The following is a 15,697-nucleotide window of genomic DNA, read 5'->3' on the forward strand; positions in this document are numbered from 1 at the left end:
CCACGACCTACCCCGGCCACGGTCGCGTCCTGGCGGGAGGTCACCGCCGAGCTGACGGCGGCCTACCGCTCGGTGGTACACCACCGTCAGCTGGATCGTCCGCGTCCAGCCGGTAGCCTAAGCCCCGCACCGTCCGCAGTGTCTGCAGGCCGAACGGTTCGTCGATCTTGCGCCGCAGATAGCTGATATAGACCTCCACCACGTTGTCGCCGCCGCTGTAGGCGGCGTCCCACACGTTGTCGAGGATCTCCGCCTTGCTGACCACATCGCCGGACTTCCGCATCAAGAACAGCAGCAGCCCGTACTCCTTTGCCGTCAGCGGGATCACTACCCCGCGCCGCTCGACGTGACGCCGCGCCGGGTCCAGGGTCAACGAGCCGGCGGTGATCACCACCGGCCGCTCCGGCGCCCCGCGGCGGACCAGGGCCCGCAACCGGGCGACCAAGATCATGAAGCTGAACGGCTTGGTCAGGTAGTCGTCGGCGCCAAGGTCGAAGGCGTCGGTTTGGTCGTACTCGCCGTCCTTCGCGGTCAACATCAGCACCGGTGTCCAGACCTTACGCTGCCGAAGCTGTTTCAGCACGTCGTAGCCGTTGAGCCGCGGGAGCATGATGTCGAGGACCACAACGTCGTAACTGAACTCCGACGCCGCCCAGACCGCGGACACGCCATCGGGAACGATGTCGACGACGAATCCTTCCCCGGTCAGACCCTCTTTGACGGTCTGGGCCAGCGCCTCCTCGTCCTCCACCAACAGCACCCGCACCCGCAGCTCACCTCTCCCAGCACAACAACACTGCCAGGATCCCGCGTCTACTCTGTGCCGAAGCTGAGCAGGCAGCGCCAACCGCGCAAGGACGGTGTTGTGCTCAGCTATCACTCAGCCGAGTCAGTTCACGCTTACCGGGCCGGGCATCACGGCCCGCCTCGACGAAAGATGCTTCGTGCACCATTCGGCTCCCGCCCCGCCGGAAGGACCCCAACGTCCGCGTTCACGGCCGTCCCGTGCCCTGCTGTTCGTCGCCGGCGGAACCGCGGTGTCGTTCGTCGCGGTCCTGATTGTGGTGTTGTCCAGCGGCGGCAACATTCAGTTCGATATGACCATCCACGCGGCGGCAGTCGGGATGCGCCGACCGGCCACGAGCGTGGCGGCGACCGCGATCACGAGTCTCGGCACCTTCCCCCTGCTGGTCGGACTGGCCGCGGCTGCCGCCGCCGGGATGTGGCTGCAGACACGTCGGATCGACCGATCTGCCATGCTGCTGCTGGGTCTCGCCACCGTCGCCGGAACGGTCTTCCTGCTCAAGATCGCCGTCGCCCGCCACCGGCCGCCGACCACGGCGCTGCTCGGAAGCCCATCATGGGACTATGCCTTCCCCTCCGGGCACACGGCCAACGGCACCGTCACCTGGATGTTGGTGGCCGTCCTGCTCACCGCCGACCTAGCACGATGGGCCCGCCGCGCCGCCGTGATCGCCGGCTGCCTCGTCTCGGTCGCCATCGGACTCAGCCGCGTCTACCTCGGCTATCACTGGATGACCGATGTCATCGCCGGCTGGCTGATCGCGACCTTGATCATCTGTCTAGCCTTGTACCTCGGCCGTGCCGGGGTCATCGATTGGATCACATTTCGAACCATGCTGAACGGGCGGACTTCGTTCCCGGACCTCGATCCGTCCGACCGTGACGTCGTGAGCGAGCCGTCGACACAGATCGCCGCGTCTCGGCAGCTCTCCGGTGAACCCCCGCGGCCAGCGCCGGACCACACTCCGCGCCCGGCCGATCCGGCGCCCCGAGACGGTTCCTAGGCTGGGAGTGCCGACCCAGCCCGGGCCCAGCCTCCTGATCGCACTCGCGCTCCTGCTGCTGATGGCCATCGCCGCCTTCATGATCGGCGGCTTCCGGACCCAACACCCGATCGCGACCGCGGCCGGTCGTGCGGTGCTGCAGCTGGCGGTCGTGTCCCTCGTGATCGCCGCCGCCTTCAATCGATCGCCTGGTCACTGGTCTTCGCCGCGGTGATGTTCACGGTCGCCGTCCTCACCACCTCCCGGCGGATCGGCCCCCTCGGGCCTGGCCGTGGGCCGCCGCCGCGGTCGCGGCCGGCGTGGTGCCCGTGTTGGGCGTGATCTTCTCCACCGGTGCGGTGCCGTTCAACGGTCCGTCCCTGGTCCCGTTCGCCGGCATCATCATCGGCGGCGCCATGAACGCCCACTCCCTCGCCGGCCGACGCGCTTTCGCCGCTCTCCGCGACGACCACGCCACCTACGAGGCGGCCAGGTCAGTCGGCCTAGTCCGCTCCGACGCGATCGCCGAGATCGTCCACCACCTGCTGCCCGAGGCCCTGGTGCCGGGCCTGGACCAGACCCGCACCGTGGGTCTGGTCACCCTACCGGGCGCCCTTGTCGGAGTCATGCTCGGCGGCGGCACCGCGATCCAGGCGGGCGCTGCCCAGGTCCTCGTCCTTATTGGTCTTCTCGCGGCGCAGACCATCACCGTGGCCGTCGCCGACCGACTGATCCGCGCGGGTCGGCTCCTTCCACCCGACCTGGCCGCCGCGCTCCGGCCGTGATCAATCTCCTGCCTTCGCGGCGACGGGCCAGGATCGGTGTGCCGGTTCCGTACAGCCATCCAGCCCGCCCCCACAGGGTCGAGGCAGCCGATCCACCCAGGGAGCCGGCGCGCCAAACACCTCTGCCGCCGCACGGCCGTCGAGCAGTACACCAACCCGAGGACATAACACCAGGCGTCGAGAACAGCCGAGCTTACGATGCTCGCATGCGCCACGTGCACAGGCTGATCATCGTCCTCCTTGTTGTGCTGTCAGGCTCCGGCGCGACCATCCCCTCCACCCACACCTCAATGGTGAGCCTGGCGGCCCGACCAGCAGCCGACGTCGCGGGCGAGTCGGCGTCGGCGCCCCGAGTAACCAAGTTGCTCGTCTTCGTCGTCGAAAACCATTCCCTGTCTCAGATGCGGGCGGGCATGCCCTATACGTTCGCCCAGGCGGAGCGGTTCGGATACGCAACCCACTATCGAGCCTTGCGACACCCGTCGCTGCCGAACTACATCTCGATCATCAGCGGACGCCCCCATGGTGTGACCGACGATAAGCCACCGGCCGCGCACAAGCTCCACGGCCGGACCGTTTTCGGCCAGGCACTCCGGGCTGGCAAGACGGCAACCGTCTATGCCGACGGCATGCCCCGATCGTGCGCGAGATCGGACGGCGGTCACCGGTATGCGGTCCGGCACAACCCGTGGACCTATTTCGTTGACGAGCGCGCCGCCTGCAACCGCCACGACGTGTCGATCCAGCGGCTGTCGCACGACATCACCGCGGGACGGCTGCCGAATGTCGGCATGGTGATCCCGAACATGTGCAACGACGCCCATGATTGCCCGCTGACCACGGCCGACGACTGGTTCCGGACGTGGATGAGCCGGATCTATGCCGGTAAGGACTGGAAGTCAGGGCACCTCGCGGTGGTACTCACCGCCGACGAGGATGACCGATCCGCCAACAACACTGTGCTGACCGTGGTGATCCATCCGAGCCAGCATCACCGCATCGTCACGACAGCGCTCACTCACTACTCGCTGACTCGGTTGTGTGAAGACGTCGCCCATATCCGGCATCGCAATCAGGCACGACACGCGGCGTCCATGTCGAAAGCGTTCCGGCTCCCCGTTTGATCGGCAGGGTGTGATCGTCGCGACGGCTCGATGTTTGCGCGGCGGCCGCCGGAAGCATGACGCTGAAGGTCGTCGGATCGGTGTCGGTGACGATCAGCCGTCCACCACAAGCCTCGGCGAGCGACCGAGCAAATCCCAGGCCGATGCCGCCGACTTGGGCGCGGGTGGAGCCGTCCCCGCAGGAGAGGGCGGGCTCGGCCAGCTGGCCCTCGTCGCTGACGTCGAAGGCGAGGATCTCGCCGAGGTCTCGGGCACCCGCTCGGACCGTGCCGTGGCCGTGACGGTGGGCGTTGTCCAGCAGCACGTCGAGGATCTGTTCGGTCGGTACCCGCGGCACCAGCGTCGGGCCCGTGTCCGGGTCGGCCCACACGATGAGGCGGCGACCGTCGGCGGCCAACGCCCCATGCCATCGTTTCTCGGCGCGGTCAAGCGCATCGAGGGCGGGGATCGGATTCTCGGCCCACGACACGGGCGGCCGGTTCGTCAGGTCGAGGACGTCCTCGACGATGCGCCGCAACGCGGCGGCGCGGTCGGCGGCCTCGTCGAGGGCCGGGCGAAGGTCGACGCGAGTGTCGACGGAGGCGGCGTGGCGCGCCTCTTCCAAGCCCAGTTGAAGACCGGTCAGCGGCGTTCGTAGCTGGTGTGATGCGTGAGCGCTGAAGCGCTGTGCGCGATCAATCATGTCGCCGAGTTCGTCGACCATCGCGTTGTACGCGGCAGCGACCCGGCTGATCTCCGGCACGTCGCCCCCGTCGGCCCGGCAGCCAAGGTCGCCAGCGGCGATCCGTGACGAGGTCCGCGCCAATTCCTCCAACGGACGACTCAACCGTCGCGCCTGACGTTGCGCCGTCATCCCGGCCGCCCCGCAGGCGAGACCGGCGAGCATCGCCAATACCAGCCAGGTACCGATCACCTCGCTCCGGACCCGGGCGGCCGGCTGCGCCGCGCGCACCACCCCCGTAATGATCTCGGCCGAACTCACCGGAACCGCGATCACCAGCTCGTCCCCGACCTGACCCTCGACGACCCGCCCGGACAGGGCCGCTTGCACGACCACGTCCCCGCCCGCCGGGCCGCTGCCGGTCCTGAGCCGCAGCCGCGGATCGTAGATGCCGACGCGACGACCGTCCGTGGGAGGCAACTCGACCGGATCCCCGGACCCGAACGTCGGCCCGACCCGCACAGCAGCCTGCAAAGCTATCCGCTCCAAACTCCGCTTCTCGCCGGCGATCACGGCCACCCGGACCGCCACAGCCAACGGCACAGCGAATAGCACCAGCCCGACCGCCACCGCCACCACCGCAAGCCGGACGATACGACGACGCACCCGTCCACCCTTCCCGCTCGGGGTTGAGGCGAAGCTGAGCGGCAGCCGTACCGGCTGCTGTCGTCGACAACTAGACGTCGCAGTGCACCTTTTGCCGCGTTCTTGCCGAGCGTTGGGGCTCCTGTGGTCAGGCCCTGCCTAGCGTGAGGACGAGGCATTCCCCCAGATCACCGGAAGGCCGCAAGATCACCGGAAGGGCTGCGCATGACCCGTCGTTGCCGGCACCAAACTCTGCTCGTATCAATTGTGCTGCTGGCCGCTGCAGGTTGCAGCAGTGGCCCACCCGCACCCGCCCCGGCGACCAGTCTCCCGGCCGCGACCCCGACCGCCGCGGTGACGTCGTCGCAGGCGCCCAGTGCGGCGGCCACCGAATCCAACCCTCCCGGTGACATTCCCGACAACCAGGCGTACGTCCGGTTCGGTGCGGCCGGCGGCGCGCTGAGCGTGAAGGTTCCCGAGGGGTGGGGCCGGACCGACCACGGCGCAAGCGTGACCTTCACCGACAAACTGAATCGGATCGTGATCACCACCAGCAATGCCGCCGCAGCACCGACGGCTGCCTCCCTCAGCCGTGCACAGGTTCCCCTCCTGCGCACAACGGTGCCCCAATTCGCGGCCGGATCGGTCAGCGCCGCGCGGCGGGCCGGGCAATCGGTCGTCGTCGTGCGCTACCAGGGAGACTCCGCGCAGGATCCCGTCACCGGCAAAGTCGTCCGTGACGCCTTCGAGCGCTACGTCTACTTCCACAACGGCGTCGAACTCGATCTGACCCTGTCCGGTCCGGTGAAGGCCGACAACGTCGACCCGTGGCGGATCGTGTCCGACTCGGTTCGCTGGAACCGATGACGTCAACGCAACGGCCCCCCGCGGCTGTCGACGCCCGCGAGCTGTACCGGTTCTTCCGATCCGGCGAGGAGGAAACTCTGGCCCTGCGCGGAGTATCCGTCGGCGCCGCGCCGGGCCAGATCGTCGCCGTCCAAGGGCCATCAGGCTCGGGAAAATCGACCCTCCTCAACTGCCTCGCCGGACTGGACGAGCCCGCCGGCGGCGTCGTCCGGATCGCCGGGGAACGGATCAGCCACCGCCCAGAGCTCGAGCGGTCACGGATCCGGTCCCGCCGGATCGGGATCTTGCTGCAGCACCGCAACCTGCTACCGCACCTCAGCGTCCGGGCCAACATTGCCCTTGTCCAACACGCACCGCGGCGGCACAAACCCGCCAAGACACCCGACGAACTGTTGGCGCAGGTCGGGCTCAGCGCAAGGTCCGCCGCACGCCCGGCCACCCTGTCCGGAGGCGAACTGGCCCGAGCCGGCCTAGCCGTCGCCCTCGCCAACGACCCCGACGTCATCCTCGCCGACGAGCCGACCGGCGAACTCGACGGCACCACCGAGCTTCAAGTCCTCCAACTGCTCGCCGACCACGCCGACCACGGAACGGCCATCGTCGTCGTCACCCACAGCGCCCCGGTGGCCCGCATCGCCGACCTCGTGGTAACCCTGGTCGATGGGCGCGTCGTCTGATGCCCGCACCTTCACCGGTCGCCCGCTGTGTCGACGCCTCCCGCGTGTTCGGTGCCGGCCCGGCCGCAGTTGTCGCCGTCCACGGCACCACCTGTTCAATCACCGACCGCGCCCGCGTCGCCGTCATCGGCGACTCAGGGTCCGGCAAGTCCACCCTTCTGCACCTGCTCGCCGGACTCGAGCGGCCGACGACCGGGACCGTTGACTGGCCAGCCCTCGACGAGACCGAGCGGACGTTCGGGATCGGGGTCATCTTCCAAAGCCCCAGCCTGGTCGGGCCGTTGACCGTCGCCGAGAACACCGCCCTCGCTGCCCAACTCGCCGGCGCCTCGGATCCGGACGACCGCGCCGGCGACGCGCTCGACCTACTCGGGCTGTCCGACCTGGCCGACCGCCTCCCGGAGGAGATCTCGGGCGGACAGGCTCAACGGGTCGCCGCCGCTCGAGTACTGGCCCAACGGCCACACCTCATCCTCGCCGACGAACCCACCGGCCAGCTCGACCACGACACAGGCCAGCATCTGATGGACGTCCTGGTTCAGGTCGCCGACCGGACCGGAGCCGCCCTGCTCGTCAGCACCCACGATCCCGCCGTCGCACAACGGCTCGTCGAACACTGGCACATCCGCGCCGGACGGCTTACCCTCTCCAACCCGGAGGCGGACCGATGATCCGGCTGTGGCTGGCCGGGCTGCTGACCAGCCGACGCGGCCAACTCGCCGGCGTGGCAGCAGGAATCGCGATCGCGGTGGCACTGCTCGCCACCCTCGGCGCCTTTCTGGTCACCGCCCGCTCGACAATGACTGCCCGGGCGCTTCAGTCTGTGGTCGTCTCCTGGCAGGTCGAGGTCCACCCCGGATCCGATCCGACTGGCGTGGTCGATCAGGTCCGAGCCGCGCCCGGCGTGACGGCGGCAGTTCCGGTGGAGTTCGCCCCGACCACCCGGTTCACGGCGCGCACAGCCGGCAGCACGCAGACCACCGGCGCCGGAGTGATCGTGGCGCTGCCCCCGCACTACCGGCAGACGTTCCCCGGCCAGATCCGCACCCTCGCCGGCGCAGACGTGGGTGTGCTGCTCGCCCAGCAGACCGCGGCGAACCTCAGGGCCCGGCCCGGCGACCAGATCCGGATCGACAGTGCCGGCCGCTCCATCACCGTGACGGTTGACGGGGTGGTCGATCTGCCGCAAGCCGACAGTCTGTTCCAAAAGGTGGGAGCCGCGCCCCAAGCCCAGCCCACCGCACCACCCGACAACGTCGTCTTGATCCCGGAACGCATGCTCACCCGGGAGTTGCCCAACGCCGCGGTAACCACCCAGATCCACGTCGCGCGCCAACCTCCGGCCCAACCTGCACCGGCCGACGCGTACCGGGCGATCCTGGCCGCGGCACACAATCTCGAAGCCAAACTTGCCGGGTCGGGTGTGGTCGGCAACAACATGGGCGCCGCCCTCGACGCCGCCCGCAGCGACGCCGCCTACGCCCAGCTGCTGTTCTTGTTCCTCGGCGTTCCCGGCGTGATCTTGGCCGTGTTGATCACCGCCGCTCTGGTGGCCGCGGGCGCCCCCCGGCGACGCAGCGAACAAGCCCTGTTACGCACCAGGGGACTGACCGCCGCACAGATCGTTCGACTGAGCCTGGTCGAGGCGCTGACGGTCGGCACGATCGGCGGCCTGGTCGGCATCGGTTTGGCCGCCGTCGCCAGCAGGGCCGCGTTCGGGGCTGCAACGTTCACTGTGGACCCGGCTGCCACCGCGGCCTGGTTCATCGGCGCCGCGATCACCGGCCTGCTGGCGGCGACGGCGGTGGCGATGGTGCCCACGGCAGCCGATCTACGGCAGGCGACCGTCACGTCGACACAGCGCCGCTACGCACCAGCAAAGCGCCCCCGGTGGGAACGGTTCGGGGTCGACCTGATCCTGCTCGCTGCCGCGCTTGCCGTCTTCGCCGCGGCCGGAACCAACACCTACACCCTGGTTGTTGCACCGGAGGGGGTGCCGACCATCGCCGTGTCTTACTGGGCGGCGCTCGCGCCCCTCTTCCTATGGGTCGGCGGCGCGATGCTGTTATGGCGGCTCAGCGTGGCCGTGCTGTCTCGGAGCGGTCGCCCGCTGACCGCCATGCTGGCACCGTTCACCGGTCGGCTGGCCAGACCCGGGGCGGCGGCCCTGACCCGGCAGCGGCGCCTCCTGGCCAGGTGCATCGTGCTCCTCGCTCTCGCGGTCTCCTTCGCCGCCACCGTGGCCGTCTTCAACGCCACCTACCGGCAGCAGGCCGAGGCGGACGCCCAGTTGACCAACGGGGCCGACGTGACCGTCAGCCCCGCCCCCGGCGCCCACTTTGGCCCGGACCGCGCCGACGACCTGTCGACGGTTCCCGGTGTGGTGCACGTTGAACCCGTGCAGCACCGCTACGCCTACGTCGGCGCGGATCTTCAAGACCTGTACGGCGTTCGGCCAGACACGGTCGGCCGCGTCACGACCTTGCAGGACGCCTACTTCACCGGCGGCACCGCCCAACAACTTATGGCAATCCTCCAAGCCCGGCCCGACGCGATCCTGGTCAGCGCCGAGACCGTGACCGACTTCCAGCTCGCCCCCGGCGACCTCCTGAACCTACGCCTCCAGGACAGTTCAACGAAGAAGCTGCGGACGGTGCCGTTCCACTACGCCGGCATCGTGAACGAGTTCCCCACCGCACCCAAGGACAGTTTCTTCGTCGCCAACGCCGACTACATCTCCCAGCAAACCGGGTCCAACGCCGTCGGCGCCTTCCTGATCGACACCGGAGGCCTCAACCAGCCGGCCATCGCGTCCGCCCTCCGCAACCAGCTGGGCACCGCCGCCGCAGTAACCGACATCACCCAGGTCCGCTCCCGTGTCGGCTCGAGCTTGACCGCGGTCGATCTTGCCGGCCTGACCAAGATCGAATTGGCATTCGGCGCGCTCCTCGCTACCGCCGCCGGCGGGCTCGTCTTGCTGATCGGCCTCGCCGAACGCCGCCGCACACTCGCCATCTTGGCCCTGCTCGGCGCACGCCGCGGCCAGCTCCGCGGACTCGTCGGAGCCGAATCAGCCATTGTCGCCGCCGGCGGCATCCTCGGTGGAACCATGATCGCCATCTGCCTGTCAATCATGTTGATCAAGGTGTTGACTGGGGTTTTTGACCCACCCCCGTCCGCCGCAGCCGTGCCGATCGGCTATCTCGCCGCCACGCTCTCGGCAGTCCTCGCCGGCCTCACCGTCGCCGCCCTGGTCGGGGCGCGGGCGTCGCTGCGGCCCGCCGTTGAGGAACTCAGGGATCTCTGACCGACCCGCCGGGCACCCGCCGAATCGGACCGTTCTACCGAGAGCTGATCACACTCACCTGTGGGCGGGACTAGGACGATCGGGGCGGATCGAGACGATAGCCGAAGCCGCGAAGGGTCCGGATCGTCGGCACCGCCACACTGACCACCCCCTCGCCGCCGGCGGCCTCGTCCAGATGTCTCCGCAACGCAGCTATGGTGACATCCAACGTCTTTGTTGAGCCGAACCAGTTCTCGTCCCAGACCTCACTCATCAACTCCTCACGGCTGACCGCGCTGCCGGGCCGGCTGGTGAGGGCGACCAGTAGGTCGAACTCTTTCGGGCGCAGCGACAATTCGCGGGTTCCGACAACGCAGCGGCGGGCAACCGGATCGACGGTCAGGCCACCAATCTGATGAGGCGCCGGATCAGCAGACCCACGTCGGGCACCCCGGCGCAGATGGGCCCGCAGACGGGCCAGCAACACACTCAGCTCGAACGGCTTCGGAATGTAGTCATCGGCGCCAGCGTCGAGCCCGACGACCACGTCGATGTCGCTGGTGCGTGCGGTCAAGATGATCACCAGCAGCTCCGGCCGCAACCGGCGGAGTTGGCGCAGGATCGCGACCCCGTCGAGATCGGGGAGACCCAGATCCAACAACACCACATCAACATCGGCCTCGACGAGGCTAGCCAGCGCCTCACGCCCGGATCGACACCACGACGCCGAATATCCGTGACGACGAAGCCCGTCGATGACGTGTCCGCCGATGACCGGATCGTCCTCCACCAGCACCACGGTGGCCGACATCGCCTCGCCGCCGGCGGTCACCGAGACACCCTGGGCGCAGCCACGACGGACCGAGCAGACCCGGTCGAAGCGCTCAACGTGATCACGACGGTCGCCCGTTCGGGGCCGGACGCGGATCTGATCGCCGCGACCGACCGGCCCTTACTCGACTCACGACGCACATGATCACCAAGAGTGGCTGAGACACCGCTGAGCAGACGTTACCGCCGGACAAGGCCACACCGCGCGGCACATGATCCGATACCGGACGGCACACCGCGACCCCACACCTGACTCCTCCCGGCACCGACCACAAAAGCCAAAATGACCTCGATGCACGAAACACTGACACTCATCCTCAGTGGCTGCCAGAGTGAAGCCACCACTCCCCACCCCGAACTGGAGATCCCGATGAAGAGATCACCAAAGCTCGTCGCTGTCCTCGGCCTATCGAGTGTCTTGTTGATCGGCATTGCGAGCAGCGGAGTCGCCGCACCCAACACCACGGCCGAGGAGATGGGCCGCTGAGCCATTCCGCCGCAACAAACCGTCATCCCCCAGACCTAGGCGCAGGACGCGTACAACAAGGAGCACGGACGCCCGCTTCCCCAGCGCGGACTGCTTCGGCCCACCCTCGACGCCTACAAGCCGATCAAGAATCGGAAGAAGGTCAAAAGGCTCCTTCGACTGCGCCGCCTCCGATGTGCTCGCCTCGTTGTCGAAGTCGTGGGTGCGCGAGTTCGAGTAGATCTACCTCGACGTGACGATCAACGTCGATCCCCACTACGCGGGCAGCCTCGGCGCGCTGGCACTGATCGACGGCAAGCTCGACTGCGACTTCGTGTCCGGGGAATTGAAATCAACCGACGGTGAAGCGGTTCGAGGCGAAGGTCGGCTACGCAGCTATCGCCACTTCGGGTTCCTCGACTCGATGGGTTTCGTGGTGCACAAGGACAATCCGACCGACAAGCTCAGTCGCGACCGATTGGACGCGATCCTGTCCACCACCCGAACCGCGGCGCCGCCACGATCCGCACCTGGGGCGATCTCGGCGTGACCGGTGAGTGAGCAGACAAGCCGATCCACGTCTACGGACTCACCCCGTGGAACGGGTTCGAGGAATTAACCCGCGAACGAGTGCTGAATTACAACGGCAAGCGTGGCGAGTGGCGCCCCACGGTGGCCACCGGCGCCACCCCCTGCCGACCCGAACGTCACCTGGGACAAGACCGTCTTCAAGCTCGCCGAACATGTCAACACCGACAAAGTACGGGATCGCCTACAGCGGCATGGCCGACATCGACCAGCCGGTGAAGGTGCTGGCGCTGCAAAGCCATGCCAACAGCCAGGTCTACGCCCCGACCTACCGAGAACATTGCCTCAGCCGACTACCCGCTGAGCCGACTGATATCTGAACCTGAACAAGAAGCCAGGCCGAGGTCTCGACCCGGTCCTGGCGGAACTGACCCAGTTCTGATCAGCAAGCAGGGCCAGAGAGTCGTCAGCAAGCAGGGCGTGTGCCTGCCCCTCCGCGACCGGCAGGCGGCCGAGTCAGCGCGCCAGCTCCGCGACCTGCCATGACCCCAGGCGGTCGGGTGCCGAAGCACGCCCCGGCACAGAAGCGCGCCGGCGGTCGAGGAACACAGGGTTCGACGAAGAACATGAGGTCCGAGCCGATGTGACCGTCGTTACCGCCGACCCGTGCAGTGCGGACGTCCGAGCCAGGCGACGTCCGCGCTGCACTCTCCAGGAAGAGTCACCTGCCACTGGTGGACGGCTCGTCCTGGACCGTAGGAGGATAAGTACTGCCAGAGAAGGCCAGACCTGACCCGACGGCGGATCGCGGGATGGGCAGCCAGATCTCGAACCGGCACCAGCCGTCGTCGCTGTCGACGGCCCGCAACGAGCCGCCGTGAGACTCGATCGCGGTGCGCGCGATCGCCAGGCCGAGACCGCTGCCACCGGCATCTCGACTGCGACTCTCATCGAGCCGCACGAATCGTTCGAAGACGCGGTCGCGATCCTCGACCGGAACCGGATCGCCGTCGTTGTCGACCCACAACACGGCACGGCCGCCGGACGCACGAAGCGTCAATCGGATCGCGCTGCGCGCATGCCGCTCAGCGTTGTCCACCAGATTCCGAAGCGCCTGAGCCAACCGTTGGGGATCATCACCGGTCAACCGGATCGGCATCAGCTGCACCAGTACCTGAAGTGTGCTGGTGGCCCGGAGCCGACGGGCCTCGGCATCGACCAGATCATCCAGATCGACGTCTTCACGGACGGTGAGGAGATCGTGCGCATCCGCCCGGGCGAGGGTCATCAAATTGTCGACCAGGGTGCGGAGCCGGGCAAGTTCGCCGCCGATGGTGACGAGCAGTCGGGTCCGCGTGGCCTCATCGGCGCTCGAGGCGAGCTCGGCGGCAGTGGTCAGGGTGGCGAGGGGGCTGCGGAGTTCGTGGCTGGCGTCGGACACAAACGCCCGCTGGGCCCGTTGCGAGGTCTGCAGACGATCCAGCATCGTGTTCATCGTCACCGCGAGGGCCGCGATCTCGTCGTGGGTTGCCGGTACGGCGATCCGTCGCCCCAATCGTTGATCGTCGATCGCCGCCACCGCGGCCCGAATCCGTTCCACCGCACGGAGCGCTCGACCGACCAGGATCCAGACCGCGACAGCGACCGCGACCAACAGGGCAGGGCTGGCTGCGAGCAGGAACAGGGCAACCGTTTGGACAGTGTCCCGCTGGACCTGGATCGGGACCGCGACCTGGACAATGTAGGACGTGTCATCGGCGGAGACGCCGGTGGAGACGACCATCCAGTCACCGCCGCGACCGACATGATCGAGATCCTCCTCGGCAATGCTGGTCTGCCCGGGCCGCGGCCGCTGCGGTGACATCGGGCGTGTTGCAACCACCCGACTCGATGCGCCGACCACCTGGCCGGCTGCGGACAGAATCTGGACCAGCTGGCCGCTGCGGGACTCGGTCGCGATCGCCGCAGCGCCCTCCCTAACTCCCTCGGTGCGCACCATCGAGCCGACCTCAGCGGCGCGGGTCGTTGCGGCGGTCCTCGCCGTGGTCTCCAGATTCGTCTGCAGAATGTAGAGCAGCGCGCCGCCGCCGGCGGCCAGGGCGATGGAGACCACGATCACCGCCGCCGCCACCGAACGCAGCCGAATCCCGCGCTGCCGAGCAATAGCCGCCACTCTGCGCCACACCGACCGCATCAAACGGGCCTCACTGACATCCCTCATCCAGAACGACGTCGTCCACCCGACGCCCCGATCGACGAATCGACGGATCGAGCCGCACCGGCGGCCGGTGGCGTCAACTCTCCCCCACCAGTCTTCCCGGCCACCTGGAGACAGACCGAGGGAGACATCTCGTTCCGGCCCGCCTCGTTCTCGGCCGCCTCGGTCCGAGCCAGCTTCTCGGCACTAAGGTTCGCCGCCGCGTCGTTTGCGGGCAGTTGCGCGGTCTCGGTCTCCAGTCCGCGGATTGGCGGCGCCATCCCGAGCACCGGCCGACGGAAGATCCTGTTCAGCCAGTAGCCCAGCAGATAATAGACGGCGAGCGTGACGAGCAACGTGTACAGCAGACCTCGCTGCTGACGCCGAGAGGATGTCGTTACCGTGTTGCTCGGATCCCACAGCACCGTTCCGTGCCGGCGCAGCCGGCGGAGCAGGTCCAGCTCGTCGCCGCCTTGGGTGAGATTGAGATCGTAGCCGTCGAAGCCGAAACGTCGAAACGCAAGGTTGGTGGCGGTCGCGTATCCGACTCGTCCGGTCGCCTGGTAAACCCTGCCGACTGCGGCGAATAGTCCCCGGCAGAACACCCTCATCCACCAGGGCGGGTCGGCGTAGCGGCATGGCCCGGCCACGGCGACCGCGTCCGGCTGTGCGGTGAAGGTCGCGTCTAGCCGTGACAGCCAATCGGGAGGATAGACGGTATCGGCGTCGGCGGAAACGACGATCTCGCCGCGCGCCGCCAGGGTTCCCGCCTGCCGCGCCTGGCACACCCCAGGGTTCGTTTCGGTGATCACGCGGACACCGAACGAGCGAGCGATCTGTGCGGTGGCGTCAGTGCTGTTGTTGTCGACCACGATGATCTCAAACGGCGATGCCGATCGCTGACCGCGAAGGGAGTGGAGGGTGGCCGGCAGCAGTGCCGCCTCGTTGAGCGCTGGGATGACCACGGAGAAGCGCGGCGCTGGCAGGTCCCATTGCTGCAGTCCAGATCCGGCCGTATTCTCGGGGCCCCTGCCGGGAGTCTCCGAAGGGTGGTCGAGTGTCTGGTCGGCACGCTCATCCCTCATGGGCGGATTGTGACGAGGCTCAGCTGAGACGAATCTGAGATCATCGGGCGGCTCGGCCCGTTGGCCAACTGGGTGGGTCCGCTTCTGCTCGGGAATCGTCACCTCTCCCGGCCGCTTCCGGGTTCCGATGTTGGACTGGGTTCGGCGAGAACACCAGCCTGGCGAGCACAACACTGCGCATCGATGAGCCGTCTGCTGTGGTACCGCATGCGTGACCGATCATGCCGGGTCACGATGATCAGCGTCAGGCCGAAGCCCGACTGGCGGCGGGTCGGCAACGGGGCCGGCGATCCGTCCCAACGCGCGGCGCCGGTGGCGCTCGGTCCAGGCGACGCCATGCCCTGCGTGTGCGTCAGGTCGTCACGGGACCAACGATGGTGCGACGCGGAGCGTGGTCACGGCCGGTAGCGCGAGTCCACGAGGCGACGCCACCTCCGAGACCGCAGCGGCGATCGGCCCTGCGGCAGCACGGTCGCCACGGACGGTGACGGCCGGGCGGGGCGAGAGCCTACCCCGATGGGGGACGAAAGCTGTTCTGGTCGCTCCGCGAGGCCGAGTCTGGGAACGGCAGATCACACCTTAGAGCAACCTGAGCACGGCACACCTTGAACCGTCGCACCGTCCGTCATTAAGTTAGGACAGGCTTCCCTGCGTCCGCGTTGGCATTGAGTTCGAATGACGGAGAGACGATGATCGCGAACTTCCTGATCGGCCTGCGCGAAGGCCTCGAGGCCGCGCTGGTGGTCAGCATCCTCATC

Annotated in this window: 17 protein-coding genes; 12 read left to right on the forward strand and 5 right to left on the reverse strand. The window is 68.0% G+C overall.

The annotated features are described in order from the left end of the window. Nucleotides 1-40: 40 nt before the first annotated feature. Complete coding sequence (locus ABD747_RS20465; RefSeq protein WP_344808086.1) at nucleotides 41-766, reverse strand: response regulator transcription factor; 726 nt, start codon at nucleotides 764-766, stop codon at nucleotides 41-43. A 331-nt stretch (nucleotides 767-1,097) separates the two neighbouring features. Here ABD747_RS20465 and ABD747_RS20470 point away from each other — a divergent pair, with 331 nt between their 5' ends. The 4 genes from ABD747_RS20470 (at nucleotide 1,098) to ABD747_RS20485 (ending at nucleotide 3,696) form a co-directional block, all read left to right on the forward strand. Beyond that, nucleotides 1,098-1,808, forward strand: coding sequence for a phosphatase PAP2 family protein (locus ABD747_RS20470; protein WP_344808088.1), 711 nt, complete (start codon nucleotides 1,098-1,100; stop codon nucleotides 1,806-1,808). A gap of 7 nt (nucleotides 1,809-1,815) precedes the next feature. Next, nucleotides 1,816-2,022: an ABC transporter permease gene (locus tag ABD747_RS20475; protein ID WP_344808089.1), complete on the forward strand. Its 207-nt coding sequence runs from the start codon at nucleotides 1,816-1,818 to the stop codon at nucleotides 2,020-2,022. A gap of 85 nt (nucleotides 2,023-2,107) precedes the next feature. Continuing rightward, nucleotides 2,108-2,572, forward strand: coding sequence for an ABC transporter permease (locus tag ABD747_RS20480; protein WP_344808091.1), 465 nt, complete (start codon nucleotides 2,108-2,110; stop codon nucleotides 2,570-2,572). Between the two features lie 206 nt (nucleotides 2,573-2,778). Next, a complete protein-coding gene (locus tag ABD747_RS20485; RefSeq protein WP_344808093.1) occupies nucleotides 2,779-3,696 on the forward strand; it encodes an alkaline phosphatase family protein in 918 nt (305 codons plus the stop codon). On the opposite strand, the gene ABD747_RS20490 is transcribed toward ABD747_RS20485, so the two are convergent. Further along, nucleotides 3,587-5,023: a HAMP domain-containing sensor histidine kinase gene (locus tag ABD747_RS20490; protein WP_344808095.1), complete on the reverse strand. Its 1,437-nt coding sequence runs from the start codon at nucleotides 5,021-5,023 to the stop codon at nucleotides 3,587-3,589. The genes ABD747_RS20485 and ABD747_RS20490 overlap by 110 nt on opposite strands. Before the next feature lie 489 nt (nucleotides 5,024-5,512). Here ABD747_RS20490 and ABD747_RS20495 point away from each other — a divergent pair, with 489 nt between their 5' ends. From ABD747_RS20495 to ABD747_RS20510, 4 genes are read left to right on the forward strand one after another with little or no spacing between them, the layout of a single operon-like run. Further along, nucleotides 5,513-5,869 carry a hypothetical protein gene (locus ABD747_RS20495; protein ID WP_344808097.1) on the forward strand — a complete coding sequence of 119 codons (357 nt, stop codon included), beginning with the start codon at nucleotides 5,513-5,515 and terminating at the stop codon, nucleotides 5,867-5,869. Next, entirely contained in the window at nucleotides 5,866-6,546 is a 681-nt protein-coding gene (locus ABD747_RS20500) for an ABC transporter ATP-binding protein (RefSeq protein ID WP_344808099.1), read from the forward strand. Before ABD747_RS20495 ends, ABD747_RS20500 begins: the two co-directional genes overlap by 4 nt. Next, the gene (locus ABD747_RS20505) at nucleotides 6,546-7,217 is read left to right on the forward strand and encodes an ABC transporter ATP-binding protein (protein ID WP_344808101.1); all 672 of its coding nucleotides are present in this window, start codon (nucleotides 6,546-6,548) and stop codon (nucleotides 7,215-7,217) included. Before ABD747_RS20500 ends, ABD747_RS20505 begins: the two co-directional genes overlap by 1 nt. Next, the gene (locus ABD747_RS20510; RefSeq protein WP_344808103.1) at nucleotides 7,214-9,853 is read left to right on the forward strand and encodes an ABC transporter permease; all 2,640 of its coding nucleotides are present in this window, start codon (nucleotides 7,214-7,216) and stop codon (nucleotides 9,851-9,853) included. The genes ABD747_RS20505 and ABD747_RS20510 overlap by 4 nt, the downstream gene beginning before the upstream one ends. A gap of 70 nt (nucleotides 9,854-9,923) precedes the next feature. Here the strand turns inward: ABD747_RS20510 and ABD747_RS20515 are convergent, their stop codons facing one another. Next, nucleotides 9,924-10,664, reverse strand: coding sequence for a response regulator transcription factor (locus tag ABD747_RS20515; protein WP_344808105.1), 741 nt, complete (start codon nucleotides 10,662-10,664; stop codon nucleotides 9,924-9,926). Nucleotides 10,665-10,946: 282 nt separating this feature from the next. On the opposite strand from ABD747_RS20515, the gene ABD747_RS20520 reads away from it, so the two are divergent. From ABD747_RS20520 to ABD747_RS20530, 3 genes are all read left to right on the forward strand, one after another. Then, nucleotides 10,947-11,150 (forward strand): hypothetical protein, encoded by a 204-nt coding sequence (locus tag ABD747_RS20520; protein ID WP_344808107.1) that lies wholly within the window; start codon nucleotides 10,947-10,949, stop codon nucleotides 11,148-11,150. A gap of 232 nt (nucleotides 11,151-11,382) precedes the next feature. Beyond that, nucleotides 11,383-11,679 carry a hypothetical protein gene (locus ABD747_RS20525; RefSeq protein ID WP_344808109.1) on the forward strand — a complete coding sequence of 99 codons (297 nt, stop codon included), beginning with the start codon at nucleotides 11,383-11,385 and terminating at the stop codon, nucleotides 11,677-11,679. 193 nt (nucleotides 11,680-11,872) lie between these two features. Continuing rightward, the gene (locus ABD747_RS20530) at nucleotides 11,873-12,037 is read left to right on the forward strand and encodes a hypothetical protein (protein ID WP_344808111.1); all 165 of its coding nucleotides are present in this window, start codon (nucleotides 11,873-11,875) and stop codon (nucleotides 12,035-12,037) included. A 341-nt stretch (nucleotides 12,038-12,378) separates the two neighbouring features. On the opposite strand, the gene ABD747_RS20535 is transcribed toward ABD747_RS20530, so the two are convergent. Beyond that, nucleotides 12,379-13,236, reverse strand: coding sequence for a sensor histidine kinase (locus tag ABD747_RS20535; RefSeq protein WP_344808113.1), 858 nt, complete (start codon nucleotides 13,234-13,236; stop codon nucleotides 12,379-12,381). On the opposite strand from ABD747_RS20535, the gene ABD747_RS20540 reads away from it, so the two are divergent. Further along, the gene (locus ABD747_RS20540; protein WP_344808115.1) at nucleotides 13,216-13,518 is read left to right on the forward strand and encodes a hypothetical protein; all 303 of its coding nucleotides are present in this window, start codon (nucleotides 13,216-13,218) and stop codon (nucleotides 13,516-13,518) included. The genes ABD747_RS20535 and ABD747_RS20540 overlap by 21 nt on opposite strands. A gap of 356 nt (nucleotides 13,519-13,874) precedes the next feature. On the opposite strand, the gene ABD747_RS20545 is transcribed toward ABD747_RS20540, so the two are convergent. After that, nucleotides 13,875-14,939, reverse strand: coding sequence for a glycosyltransferase family 2 protein (locus tag ABD747_RS20545; RefSeq protein WP_344808117.1), 1,065 nt, complete (start codon nucleotides 14,937-14,939; stop codon nucleotides 13,875-13,877). Nucleotides 14,940-15,697: the final 758 nt, after the last annotated feature.

The organism is Microlunatus ginsengisoli (assembly GCF_039537205.1).
GTDB lineage: Bacteria > Actinomycetota > Actinomycetes > Propionibacteriales > Propionibacteriaceae > Microlunatus > Microlunatus ginsengisoli.

Bases quoted from the DNA above. Each gene is read 5' to 3' on its own strand.
- ABD747_RS20470 (WP_344808088.1), top strand. From the start codon at position 1,098: ATGACCATCCACGCGGCGGCAGTCGGGATGCGCCGACCGGCCACGAGC.
- ABD747_RS20485 (WP_344808093.1), top strand. From the start codon at position 2,779: ATGCGCCACGTGCACAGGCTGATCATCGTCCTCCTTGTTGTGCTGTCA.
- ABD747_RS20500 (WP_344808099.1), top strand. From the start codon at position 5,866: ATGACGTCAACGCAACGGCCCCCCGCGGCTGTCGACGCCCGCGAGCTG.
- ABD747_RS20505 (WP_344808101.1), top strand. From the start codon at position 6,546: ATGCCCGCACCTTCACCGGTCGCCCGCTGTGTCGACGCCTCCCGCGTG.
- ABD747_RS20510 (WP_344808103.1), top strand. From the start codon at position 7,214: ATGATCCGGCTGTGGCTGGCCGGGCTGCTGACCAGCCGACGCGGCCAA.
- ABD747_RS20520 (WP_344808107.1), top strand. From the start codon at position 10,947: ATGACCTCGATGCACGAAACACTGACACTCATCCTCAGTGGCTGCCAG.
- ABD747_RS20530 (WP_344808111.1), top strand. From the start codon at position 11,873: ATGTCAACACCGACAAAGTACGGGATCGCCTACAGCGGCATGGCCGAC.
- ABD747_RS20545 (WP_344808117.1), bottom strand. From the start codon at position 14,939: ATGAGGGATGAGCGTGCCGACCAGACACTCGACCACCCTTCGGAGACT.